Raw genomic sequence first — 11933 nt, 5'->3', positions numbered from 1 at the left:
GCGATCCAATGAAAGAAAGAGGTGTTTTCGTTTGGAAAACATTCGGCGCTACTTCAAGCGCACCGATAAAACTTACCTGCTGCTGTGCATCTTCAGCAGCGTGATGGCTGTGACAGCGCTTTCGAGCTGGGCAGCCAAGCAGGGCAATGGCTTTGCCGTGGATGAGATCACCGGCCAGATCACCGGTCTGGGCGATTACCGCCGGGCGGCGGTGCAGGCGGGTGCAGCCCTCATCGGGCTGGTCATTGCGGTGCTGCTGTCCAATATCGATTACCGCAGCCTGGTGAAGGTGTGGCCGGTGCACGTGGCCCTGACCTGGGGCATGGTGCTGCCCACGCTGGTGCTGCGCAATGTGAGCATCGGCCCGCTGACCATCGGCTACAACGCGGGTGATACCGACAATTATTCCTGGTACAAGCTGGGGGGCTTTACCCTGCAGCCCACAGAGCTGGCCAAGATCAGCTTTATCCTGACTTTTGCCATGCACCTGAACAATGTGCGCACCCGGCTCAACGAGCCAAAGGAGCTGGGCAAGCTGCTGCTGCATCTGGCAGTGCCCATCCTCATCATCCATGTTCAGGGCGACGACGGCACCGCCATCATCTATGCCATCATCGGCTGCTGCATGATGTTTGCGGCGGGCCTGAGCTGGAAGTATATCCTGGGGGCGGTCTCGGCGGCGGCAGTGGCTATGGCGACGGCGTTCGCCTTTTTCAGCGATAAGATCGGCAAGGGATACCAGTGGTACCGTATCCTTGCTGTCATCGATCCCGATAACAAAACCGGCTGGGCCCCCAGCGAGACCATCTGGAAGAACATCATCTACCAGCAGCAGCGCGGCGAGATCGCGCTGGGCTCGGGCGGCATCTTTGGCAATGGGCTGTTTGGCGGCAGTTATTACAGCGTGCCCAACGCCCACAACGATTTCATCCTGAGCTGGATCGGCAACGCGGCGGGCTTTGTGGGCTGCTGTGTGGTGCTGGGCGTGCTGTTCGCACTGGTCATCAAGACTTTCCTCACCGGTGCCCGCAGCGAGGATCTGCTGGGTGCCTTCATCTGCGCGGGCATCGGCGGCGCTCTGATGGCCCAGATCGCCGTGAACGTGGGCATGAACCTGCGCGTTCTGCCCGTGATCGGTGTCACCCTGCCGTTCTATTCGGCGGGCGGCAGCTCGGTGCTGATGCTGTACATCTGTGTGGGCCTGGTGCTCTCGGTCTATACCCACAATACGAAAAAGCTGTTCGGCTGAGCCGGAACAGAACGCGGCCCCGGAGAGAAGGAAAACTCTCCGGGGCCGCGTTTGTATGTCAGCCAAAGGTATTGCGCAGCTTGTTGGCAAGCCGTTTCAGCTGAGACCGGTGAGAGAACAGTTCCCGATGGGAGAACCGCTGAAATTTGAGGGAGAATTTTGGTGGAGTTGACAGTTTTCACCCGCAAAAGACGGCGTGTGTGGAATTTGCCCTTGACCCCGGGGCGTTCCGTGTTACAATATTTCCGGTACAGCCTGTCTGTTTGGGCTGCGGAACACAAAAAAGGAGTATTGAACGGTAAATTTTATGGATACGAATGCGGAATCTCCCATGCAGAACAAGGTCATTGAATATGTCAAGCAGTATGCAATGATCACGCTGAGCATTTCCATCATGTCGGTGGGTGTGTACTTTTTCAAATTCCCCAACAACTTCGTTTTTGGCGGCGTGACCGGTATGGCGGCGCTGGCGGCCAAGCTCACCCCGCTGTCGGCTTCGGCCTTTTCCTCGGCGGCCAACATGATCCTGCTGGGGGTGGGCCTGATCTTTCTGGGCAAAAAGTTTGCCATGACCACCGGCTATGCCACTGTGGTCATGTCGCTGGAGCTGATGGCGCTGGAAAAGATCTGCCCCCTGCGCGGCCCCTTGAGCGACCAGCCCATGCTCGACCTGCTGTTTGCCATTGCCCTGCCGGCCATTGCGTCGGCTCTGCTGTTCAATGTGGGCGCTTCCTCCGGCGGCACGGATGTTATTGCCCTCATTGTGGAAAAGTATACCCACATCCACAACGTGGCGGTGGCGCTGTTCCTGACTGACCTGTTCATGGTCATTGCGGACTGCTTTGTGTTCGACCTGTACACCGCCCTCTATTCCTTCGTGGGTCTGACCGTGAAATCGCTGGTCATTGATGCCGTGTTGGAAAAGATCAAGATGTGCAAGGCCATCCTCATCGTCTGCGACGACAGGAAGCCAATCTGTGATTTTGTCATGCGCAAGCTGGTGCGCGGCGCAACCTATACGCCCTGCTTCGGCGCGTATACCGACAAGCCCCACTACATCATCTACACCACCCTGACCCGCCGCGAGGCCGACCAGCTGCAGGATTTTATCCACAAACAGCACCTGAACGCCTTCATGTCCATGCTGAGCACCACCGAGGTGTTCGGCAAGGGCTTCAACCACGCATAAGGAGGAACGTATGGTACAGGTTGATCTCATCACCGGTTTTCTGGGTGCGGGCAAGACGACGTTCCTGCGCAGATATGCTGCGTATCTGACCGCGCAGGGGCATCATGTCTGCATTCTGGAAAATGACTTTGGCGCTGTGAACGTGGATGCCATGCTGGTGCAGGATCTGCTGGGGGAACGCTGCGAGATCGAGACCATCAGCGGCGGGTGTGATTGTGATACCCACCAGCGCCGGATGCGCACCAAGCTCATCTCAATGGCCATGCGCGGGTTCGACCGGGTGGTGGTGGAGCCCAGCGGCATTTTTGATGTGGACGAGTTCTTTGACGTTCTGCGGGATGAGCCGCTGGATCGGTGGTATACACTGGGCAATGTGTTTGCCGTTGTGGATGCCCTGCTGCCCGAGACGCTTTCCCCGCAGGCAGAGTACATTCTGGCATCGGAAGCCGCCAGCGCCGGACGCATCCTGCTCTCCCGCAGTCAGCTGGCCACCCAGGCCCAGCGGGAAAGCGCCATCGACCACCTGAAGCGTGCCCTTGCGGCCTGCAAGTGCAGCCGTACCCTGACGGAAGAAGATTTTCTGATCAAGGACTGGGCCGACCTGGAGGATGCGGATCTTGCGGCGCTGGATGCCTGCGGCTATCAGCATGCCGACTGCGAAAAGCTCTGCTTTGATGCGCACGATGCATTCGGTTCGGCGTATTTCCTCGAGCTGGGCCTGTCCCGGCAGCAGCTGGAAGCACGCATTCCCAGCCTGTTCACGGATGCCGCCTGCGGCCGGGTGCTGCGGGTCAAGGGTTTTGTGCAGGATGCCGCCGGTTGGGTGGAGCTGAATGCCACCGCCGACGGCCTGACCGCGGCCCCCATTCCGGCAGGGCAGGAGGTGCTCATCGTCATCGGCGAAGGGCTGGACAAGGAACGGATCGAAGCTGTTTTGCGGAACTGAGGGAGCGTGCGGGAAACACAGAAAAACACCGCTTTGCGGTGCATCGGCCCGGCAGATCGCGGCACGTGGGTGTGCGCTTTCTGCCGGGCCCTTTTCTTTTCCACAGTTTTTCCGGCAAAATATAACAATCCTTGTCAGATATTGCTGTTGCGCCCCCGGAGGTTTTGGACTATAATTTTGACTTAGCTGTTAGACAAGGGGGATTTTTTACGAATTATCTGTTTCAATTTGCGCGTATCCTCGCGTTTTGCTTTCTGGGGGAAGTATGTCATGCCGTACTGCCGCTGCCGGTTCCGGCCAGTGTGTACGGGCTTGTGCTGCTGCTGCTGGCCCTGAACTTCCGGCTGATCCGTCTGGAGGATGTAAAAGAGGTGGGCGTGTTCCTCACCGGTATCTTCCCGCTGCTCTTTGTGCCCGCCGCCGCAGGCGTGATGGAGCTTTGGGCGGAGATGGGGGAGATGCTGCTGCCCATCATCATCGCCATCATCCCGGTCACGGTTCTGGTCATGGTGACCGCCGGAAAGACCACCCAGGCTCTGACCAGCCGCAAAAAGAACAAGGAGACTGCTGCCAATGATGGAATTGCTGAATGAGTTCCTTTCGGGCTCTGTTGCCTGGGGTGTGCTGCTGACACTGGCCGCCTTTGCACTGGGAGCCCTTGTGAACAGAGTGACCGGAAAGGCATTTTTTAACCCGCTGCTGCTGGGTGCGATCTTTGTGATCATTTTCCTGTCGGTATGCGGTATCCCCTATGCCGACTACAAGGTCAGCGCCGCCCCGGTGAACTATCTGCTGCTGCCCGCCACCGTGGCGCTGGCCATCCCGCTGTATGAAAAGCTCGACCTGCTCAAGGCAAACGCCGCCGCCATCATTGCGGGCATCTCGGTGGGCACGCTGGTCAGCCTGGGCAGCGCGCTGGCACTGGCACTGGCGCTGCACCTGACCCAGGAGCAGTACGCCACCCTGCTGCCCAAATCCGTGACCACTGCCATCAGCATGGATGTAGCTGCAGAGCTGGGCGGCATTGCAGCCCTGACCGGTGCCATCGTCATCCTGACGGGCATCGTGGGCAACCTGCTGGCCGAGACGGTCTGCAAGGCGTTTCACATCACCGACCCCATTGCCAAGGGTGTGGGCATTGGCACCTCGGCCCATGCCGTGGGCACCAGCAAGGCCCTGCAGATGGGTGAGGTGGAAGGTGCCATGAGCGGCCTGTCCATCGCCGTGGCCGGTGTGCTGACCGCAGTGCTCTGCCCGGTGTTCGTGAACCTTATTGATTGATTGCATAAAAACACCCCTCTCCATCCGTGCATCAGCACAGCGGAGAGGGGTATTTTTATGCGTTCTCTTTTTTCAGAACTCTGGTCACCATGAACACACAGTAGAGCAGTGCCAGACCCCAGGCAATGGGGTTGGCAATGCAGATGCCGAAGTAGCCCAGACTATGAACGGCCAGCCAGCCGCAGAGCGCGCGGCCGATGAGCTCGCCCACACCGGAGATAACGGCCTGCACACTGTATCCCAGACCCTGCAGGGTGTTGCGGAAGACCATCAGCAGGCCGTTGATGCAGAACAGCACGCTGATCACGGTCAGGTATTCCACAGCACCGGAAGTCACGGCAGGGTCGGCATCGCCCAGAACAAGGCCCACGGCCCAGCCCTTGACGAAGAAGAGCACCACCCAGGCAGCCGCGCAGTAGCACAGCTGGAGGATGCAGCCATCCCGGATGCCCTGCCTGACGCGGTCAGTGCGGTGGGCACCGTGGTTCTGGCCGACATAAGTTGCCATAGCCGTGCCCACGCTTGCCATGGGCACGGTGAACATCTGGCGAATCTTCTCACCGGCGGTCTGGGCGGCCACGGCGGTGCTGCCCAGCAGGTTGATGGCATCCTGCATGATGAAGGCACCGATGGCAGAAACGGAATACTCAAAGCCCATCGGAAGGCCGATATAGGCCAGCCGCCCGCAGTGCCCCGCCGAGAGGACACAGTTTTCCCGGGTGAAATGGATGCCCTCCACCCGGGTGAAGAACCACCAGGTGCAAAGCAGGCCGCTGAACAGCTGGCTGACAACGGTGGCGATGGCTGCGCCCTCCACGCCCATACCCAGCGGTACGATGAACAGCCAGTCCAGCCCGATGTTCAGGAAACTGGAGATTAGCAGGAAATAGAATGGGTGCTGGGAATCGCCCAGACTGTGCAGGACGGTGGAGGTGTAGTTGAACAGCACCGTGGCCGGAATGCCGAGGAAGATGATGCGGATGTAGGCCACCGCGTCCGGGAACAGCTCGGCCGGTGTGTGGATGAGCTGCAGCAGCGGGGCAGCAGTGAGGGTGGTGACGATGGTGAACACCACGCTCAGGACCACGCAGAGCACCGCGCCGTTGAACAGATACTTGTGCATATCCTCGCTGTCCCTTGCACCAAAGCTCTGGGCCACCGGGATGCCAAAGCCCGTGCAGGAACCCAGCACAAAGCCTAAAATGAGAAAATTCAGAGAGTAGGTGGTGCCCACCGCGCCCAGTGCATCGGTGCCCAGACAGCGCCCCACAATGACGGTGTCCACAAAGCTGTACAACTGCTGGAACAGGGTGCCCAGCACCAGCGGCAGGGCAAATTTCAGGATCTGGGGCAGCGACCTGCCCACCGTGAGGTCGGTGGTGCCGGAACCCTTTTTGGTTTCTTCCATAAGTTTTACATGCTCCCTCCGGGTTTGATCTGCTATTAAGATACCACGGCAGCCGCCTCCGGTGTTAGCATTATTTTATGGAAAACCCGGATAAATTCTGTTTTTTCTCACCAAAGGGGCAGGGCACTGACTTCATCCCGGAGCTCCAGTGCCTGGGTGTGGGTCAGCTTTTTGGCGCGCTCCATCCGCTCCACCACCACAAGGGCGCGTCTGCGGGCCAGCTCCCCGTTGGCGGCGTAGACCGAGGGCGCGTTGGGCAGGCCGGCCAGCACCACACATTCGGCGCGGGTCAGCTCCCGGGTGGGTTTGCCAAAGTAGCCCTGCGCAGCCTGCGCCACGCCGGACCACTGGTTGCCGAAGTAGCAGCTGCCTGCGTACATCTCAAAGATCTGCTGCTTGGAGTAGTAATCCTCGATGTCCCTGGCGGCAAACATCTCCGCTGCCTTGCGGGCCATCTGCTTTTCCTGGGTGAACAGCTCGTTCTTGGCCAGCTGCTGGGTCAGGGTGCTGCCGCCCTCGGCCAGAGAGCGGGTGCGCAGGTCGGCCCAGAGCGCCCGGACAATGGCCGCCGGGTCGATGCCGTGGTGCTTTTCAAACCGGCTGTCCTCCACGGAAATGACTGCGTCGATATAGGTCTGGGGCAGCTGGTCACAGCTGGCAAAGCCGGGCCGGGAGCTGATCTCATCATAGAGGCCGGCAATGGGCTTTTGCGCTGCTGTGGCGCGGTAGAGCCGCCAGCCCTGCACGCCCAGTGTTCCGCCAATGACCACCAATACAAACAGCGCCGCCAGCAGCAGGCAGCTGAGCAGTCGCTTTACAAAACGTTTCAGCATCTTCACGTTCCCCTTCGGTTTTGATTCAACGTTATCCTACCCGATTTGACGACAGAATGCAAGTTACATTTTTATGAATACGGCTGCACAAGAAAAAAGCGCCCTGCCGGGGCAAACCGGCAGAGCGCTTTTACAAGTTATAGAAAGGGGATGCAGAGACGCTGCTTACAGAGCGAAGTAACGCTTTGCGTTGTCGAAGCAGATGCCCTTGACGATCTTCTCCAGAGCCTTCTCATCGTTGGGATACTCGCCATCCTCGACCCACTGGCCGATCAGGTTGCACAGGATGCGGCGGAAGTAGTCGTGGCGGGTGTAGCTCAGGAAGCTGCGGCTGTCGGTCAGCATACCAACAAAGTTGCCCAGCAGGCCCAGGTTTGCCAGGCTCTTCATCTGGTTCTCCATGCCGATCTTCTGATCGTTGAACCACCAGCCGGAGCCGTGCTGGATCTTGCCGGGGATCTCATCATTCTGGAAGCAGCCCAGAATGGTGCCAATCTGCTCGTTGTCAGCGGGGTTCAGGCTGTAGATGATGGTCTTGGGGCACTCATCAGTGTCGTTCAGGGCGCTCAGCAGAGCAGCGATCTCGCCGCCGCACTTGGCAGTGTTGATCATGTCGAAACCGGTATCGGGTCCCAGCAGGGCGTTCATCTTACGGTTGACACCGCGCAGGCAGTTGTAGTGCAGCTGCATGGCGATGTTCAGGCGGTGATACTGCTTGCCCAGGTGGATCAGGATGTAGGTCTGGTACTTCTCAGCCTCTTCAGCGGTCACAGCCTCACCGGCCATAGCCTTCTGGTAGATGGCGTTGACCTCTTCCTTGGTGGCTTCACGGTAGGGCACATAGTCCAGGCCGTGGTCAGATGCACGGCAGCCCATCTCGGCAAAGAACTCGATGCGCTGGGTCAGAGCGTCGGTGACGCAGTTGATGCACTCCAGCTTTTCCTTGCCAACGGCCTGAGCCAGCTTGCCCATGTACTCCGCGAAGCCGGGCTTCTGGATGTTGATGGCCTTGTCGGGACGGAAAGAGGGAGCAACGGTGAACTTGATGGACGGATCTTCCTTGATCTTCTTGTGCCATGCCAGATCATCGATGGGGTCGTCGGTGGTGCCGATGAAAGCAACATTGGACTGCTCGATCAGGCCGCGGACAGTCATGCTGTCATCGTGCTGCAGCTTGTCGTTGCACAGGTTCCAGACTTCCTCAGCGGTATCGCCGTTCAGCACACCCTGATAGCCGAAGTACTTGCGCAGCTCCAGGTGGCACCAGTGGTACATGGGGTTGCCAACGCACATGGGCAGAGCCTCGGCAAACTTCTGGAAACGCTCACGGTCGGGCTTGGTGCCGGTGATGTACTCCTCGGGCACGCCGTTGGAACGCATCACGCGCCACTTGTAGTGGTCGCCTGCCAGAGAGCCATCGGGCTGGCGGCCGCCCAGCCACACCTGAGCGATGTTCTCAAAGCGGCGGTTCTCGTAGATCTCCTTCGGGGAGATATGGCAGTGATAGTCGCAGATGGGCATATCAGCAGCGTAGGTGTGATACAGATGCTGAGCCACAGGAGACTGGAGCATGAATTCCTTGTCCATAAATGCTTTCATGGGTCGAAAACTCCTTTTCATTCTAATGTACTAATATATCACTATGGGGTACCTTTAACAGCGCCCGCGCAGGGCGTGTTAAGCCTATCTTTAGTATAGCGGAAAACGATAATGTATACAACTGAAAAACTGACAAATTTTCAGACTTTTCCTTGTAAAAAACGCTGGAATTTATAAAAATGGCCTGTTTTGGGCCAAAAATCTGGCAAAAAACACTTGACTTCTTTGTATACAACAGCATACAATAGAGACAGAATGCGGGGCACAAAAGGGTGCCCCGGAGAGAAGCAAAGCAAGCTAAAAGGAGAACACGTGATATGGAAACTCTGAATTACAAGGTTCTGTCTGAGACCGGCTACAACGGCTACATCCTCAAGGATGCCCCTGTCAAGGTCATGCAGTTTGGCGAGGGTAACTTCCTGCGCGCATTCGTGGACTATTTCTATGATATCGCCAACGAGAAGGCTGGCTACAACGGCAAGGTCAAGCTGGTGCAGCCCATTGGCAACTTCCCCCAGATGGCTGACTGGATCAACGAGCAGGAGGGCCTGTACACCCTGTATCTGCGCGGCAGCGAGAAGGGCCAGAAGGTGGATGCAAAGCGCGTGATCTCCTGCGTGTCTGACTGTGTCTGCCCCTACATCGATGGCAAGTGGGATGAAGTGCTGGCTCTGGCCCGCTCTGAGGATCTGGAAACGGTTGTATCCAACACCACCGAGGCCGGCATCGCTTACACCCAGGGCGACAGTGAGTTCGATCAGGTTCCTCCCAATAGCTTCCCCGCAAAGCTGACCCGCGTGCTGTACGAGCGCTACAAGGCATTCAACGGTGCCGCGGACAAGGGTCTGGTCATCCTGAGCTGCGAGCTGATCGACAACAACGGCAAAGAGCTGAAGAAGTGCTGCAACAACTACGCCAAGGACTGGAATCTGGAAGCTGAGTTCATCGACTGGATGAACAACGCCAACACCTTCTGCTCCACTCTGGTGGACCGCATCGTTCCGGGCCGCATCCGCGACCCCAAGGAGCTGGCTGCCATGGAAGAGGCCAACGGCTACCATGATCAGGTGCTGGATGTCGGCGAAGTCTTCGGCGTGTGGGTCATCGAGGGCCCTGCAGGTCTGGAGGACAAGCTGCCGTTCAAGAAGGCCGGTGTCAACGTCATGGTCGTGCCTGATGTTACCCCCTACAAGAAGCGCAAGGTCCGCATCCTGAATGGTGCACACACCGGCTTCGTTCTGGGCGCATATCTGGCTGGCTTCGACATCGTCCGTGACTGCATGCACAACGATACCGTCCGCGGCTTTATGAACAAGATGCTGCATGAGGAGATCATCCCCACCCTGCCTCTGGACAAGAAGGATTTGGAAGAGTTCGCTTCCGCCGTTGAGGATCGCTTCAACAACCCCTTCGTCAACCACGAGCTGATGAGCATCTCCCTGAACTCCACCTCCAAGTGGAAGGCCCGCAACATGCCTTCCTTCCTGGCTTACATTGAGGAGCAGAAGCAGCTGCCCAAGTGCCTGACCATGTCTCTGGCCGCTTACATTGCCTTCTACTCCAATGATATTCAGGAGCGCACTGCCGACGGCCTGATCTGCAAGCGCCCCGCAGGCAACACCTACAAGATCCAGGATGACGCATGGGCACTGGACTTCTACTATGCGCACAAGGACGACACCGACGCTCAGCTGGTGCACGCCGTTCTGACCAACACCCAGATGTGGGATCAGGATCTGACCAAGATCGAGGGCCTGGAGGCCGCTGTTCTGGCTGATCTGGAGCTGATCCGCACCCAGGGTGCCGAAGCTGCCTACAAGAGCTGCCTGTAAGCTGGAATATCACCTGCACAACAAGGGGCTGCTGCTTTGGGCAGCGGCCTCCTTGTGCTTTGTAAATGTCATTAAGGAGAATAACTATGCCGCAGGCGATTCATATCAGCCCCATTGACAACGTGGTGGTTGCACTGCACCCCATTGCCAAGGGCACTCTGGTGGAGGTGGACGGCCTTGCCGTGACCGCGCTGGAGGATATCCCTCAGGGCCACAAGATGGCAGTAAAGCCCATCAAGAACGGTGAAAATGTCATCAAGTACGGTTTCCCCATCGGCCATGCGACCGCCGATGCCGAGCCGGGCACCTGGATGCACACCCACAATGTCCACACCAACCTGTCCGGTGAGGTGGAGTACAGCTATCACCCCGCCCCCGACCTGGCCCCCCTGCCCAAGGTGGAGCCTGAGACCTTTATGGGCTTCCGCCGCAAGGATGGCCGTGCCGCCATCCGCAACGAGATCTGGATCATTCCCACGGTCGGCTGTGTCAACGACATCGCCAAGAAGATGGTGAACGACAACCAGGATCTGGTTACCGGCTCCATTGAGGGTCTGTACACCTTTACCCATCCGTTTGGCTGCAGCCAGACCGGCCACGACCATGCCCAGACCCGCAAGCTGCTGGCCGCGCTGGTCCGCCACCCCAATGCCGCCGCTGTTCTGGTGCTGCATCTGGGCTGCGAAAACCTGCAGCACGATCAGTTCGTGGAAGAGCTGGGCGAGTATGACCACGACCGGGTCAAGTTCCTGACCTGCCAGGATGTGGACGATGAGTTCACCGCCGCCCGCGAGATCCTGAAGGAGCTGGCTGCTTACGCCGGTCAGTTCAAGCGTGAACCTATCCCTGTGAGCGAGCTGGTGGTCGGCATGAAGTGCGGCGGCTCGGACGGCCTGTCCGGCATCACCGCCAACCCTACCATCGGCCGCTTCTCCGACATGATGGGCCAGCGCGGCGGTTCCACTGTCCTGACCGAGGTGCCCGAGATGTTCGGTGCCGAGGGCTTCCTGATGGACCGCTGCATCAACAAGGAGGTATTCGTCAAGGCCGAGCACATGATCAACGGCTTCAAGGAATACTTCATCAGCCACAACGAGGTGGTTTACGACAACCCCTCTCCGGGCAACAAGCAGGGCGGCATCACCACCCTGGAGGACAAGAGCTGCGGCTGTGTCCAGAAGGGCGGCACCGCCCCCATCATGGATGTCATCGGCTACGGTGACCCCGTGGTGACCAAGGGCCTGAACATGCTCTACGGCCCCGGCAACGATCTGGTGTCCGCAACGGCCATGACCGCCGCAGGCGCTCACCTGATCCTCTTCTCCACCGGCCGCGGCACCCCGTTCTCTGCCCCGGCTCCCACCCTGAAGATCTCCACCAACACCCCGCTGGCCGAGAAGAAGTCCGGCTGGATCGACTTCAACACCGGTGTCATCGCGGACGGTGAAAAGACCATCGACGAGGCCGCCCGCGACCTGCTGGATCTGGTCATCCGCGTTGCAGGCGGTGAGCAGACCAAGGCCGAGAAGCACGGCTTCCGCGAGATCTCCATCTTCAAGGATGGCGTTGTTCTTTAATTGAAAAATGGCTGCTGTG

Annotated in this window: 10 protein-coding genes; 7 read left to right on the top strand and 3 right to left on the bottom strand. The window is 58.6% G+C overall.

The annotated features are described in order from the left end of the window. Positions 1 to 31 precede the first annotated feature (31 nt). From GXM22_RS11425 to GXM22_RS11405, 5 genes are all read left to right on the top strand, one after another. Positions 32 to 1249 carry an FtsW/RodA/SpoVE family cell cycle protein gene (locus GXM22_RS11425; RefSeq protein WP_227622529.1) on the top strand — a complete coding sequence of 406 codons (1218 nt, stop codon included), beginning with the start codon at positions 32 to 34 and terminating at the stop codon, positions 1247 to 1249. 307 nt (positions 1250 to 1556) lie between these two features. Continuing rightward, positions 1557 to 2438 carry a YitT family protein gene (locus GXM22_RS11420; RefSeq protein WP_163397095.1) on the top strand — a complete coding sequence of 294 codons (882 nt, stop codon included), beginning with the start codon at positions 1557 to 1559 and terminating at the stop codon, positions 2436 to 2438. A 10-nt stretch (positions 2439 to 2448) separates the two neighbouring features. Beyond that, the gene (locus tag GXM22_RS11415; RefSeq protein ID WP_005931493.1) at positions 2449 to 3384 is read left to right on the top strand and encodes a GTP-binding protein; all 936 of its coding nucleotides are present in this window, start codon (positions 2449 to 2451) and stop codon (positions 3382 to 3384) included. A gap of 131 nt (positions 3385 to 3515) precedes the next feature. Continuing rightward, positions 3516 to 3977, top strand: a complete 462-nt coding sequence (locus tag GXM22_RS11410) for a CidA/LrgA family protein (RefSeq protein WP_005931490.1) — start codon at positions 3516 to 3518, stop codon at positions 3975 to 3977. Continuing rightward, positions 3958 to 4665, top strand: coding sequence for an LrgB family protein (locus tag GXM22_RS11405; protein ID WP_005931487.1), 708 nt, complete (start codon positions 3958 to 3960; stop codon positions 4663 to 4665). Before GXM22_RS11410 ends, GXM22_RS11405 begins: the two co-directional genes overlap by 20 nt. Positions 4666 to 4720: 55 nt before the next feature. On the opposite strand, the gene GXM22_RS11400 is transcribed toward GXM22_RS11405, so the two are convergent. From GXM22_RS11400 to uxaC, 3 genes are all read right to left on the bottom strand, one after another. Then, positions 4721 to 6073, bottom strand: coding sequence for an MATE family efflux transporter (locus GXM22_RS11400; RefSeq protein ID WP_005931484.1), 1353 nt, complete (start codon positions 6071 to 6073; stop codon positions 4721 to 4723). Between the two features lie 107 nt (positions 6074 to 6180). After that, positions 6181 to 6906, bottom strand: coding sequence for a biosynthetic peptidoglycan transglycosylase (locus GXM22_RS11395; protein ID WP_005931481.1), 726 nt, complete (start codon positions 6904 to 6906; stop codon positions 6181 to 6183). A gap of 165 nt (positions 6907 to 7071) precedes the next feature. Continuing rightward, complete coding sequence (uxaC, locus tag GXM22_RS11390; RefSeq protein ID WP_005931478.1) at positions 7072 to 8505, bottom strand: glucuronate isomerase; 1434 nt, start codon at positions 8503 to 8505, stop codon at positions 7072 to 7074. Between the two features lie 317 nt (positions 8506 to 8822). On the opposite strand from uxaC, the gene GXM22_RS11385 reads away from it, so the two are divergent. Continuing rightward, positions 8823 to 10337 (top strand): tagaturonate reductase, encoded by a 1515-nt coding sequence (locus GXM22_RS11385; protein WP_005931471.1) that lies wholly within the window; start codon positions 8823 to 8825, stop codon positions 10335 to 10337. 86 nt (positions 10338 to 10423) lie between these two features. Continuing rightward, positions 10424 to 11914 carry a UxaA family hydrolase gene (locus tag GXM22_RS11380; protein WP_005931468.1) on the top strand — a complete coding sequence of 497 codons (1491 nt, stop codon included), beginning with the start codon at positions 10424 to 10426 and terminating at the stop codon, positions 11912 to 11914. Positions 11915 to 11933: the final 19 nt, after the last annotated feature.

It is taken from the genome of Faecalibacterium duncaniae (assembly GCF_010509575.1).
Classification (GTDB): Bacteria; Bacillota; Clostridia; order Oscillospirales; family Ruminococcaceae; genus Faecalibacterium; species Faecalibacterium duncaniae.
The sequence above is the reverse complement of the archived record's forward strand: the minus strand, read 5'-3'. Positions and strand labels throughout refer to the sequence as shown.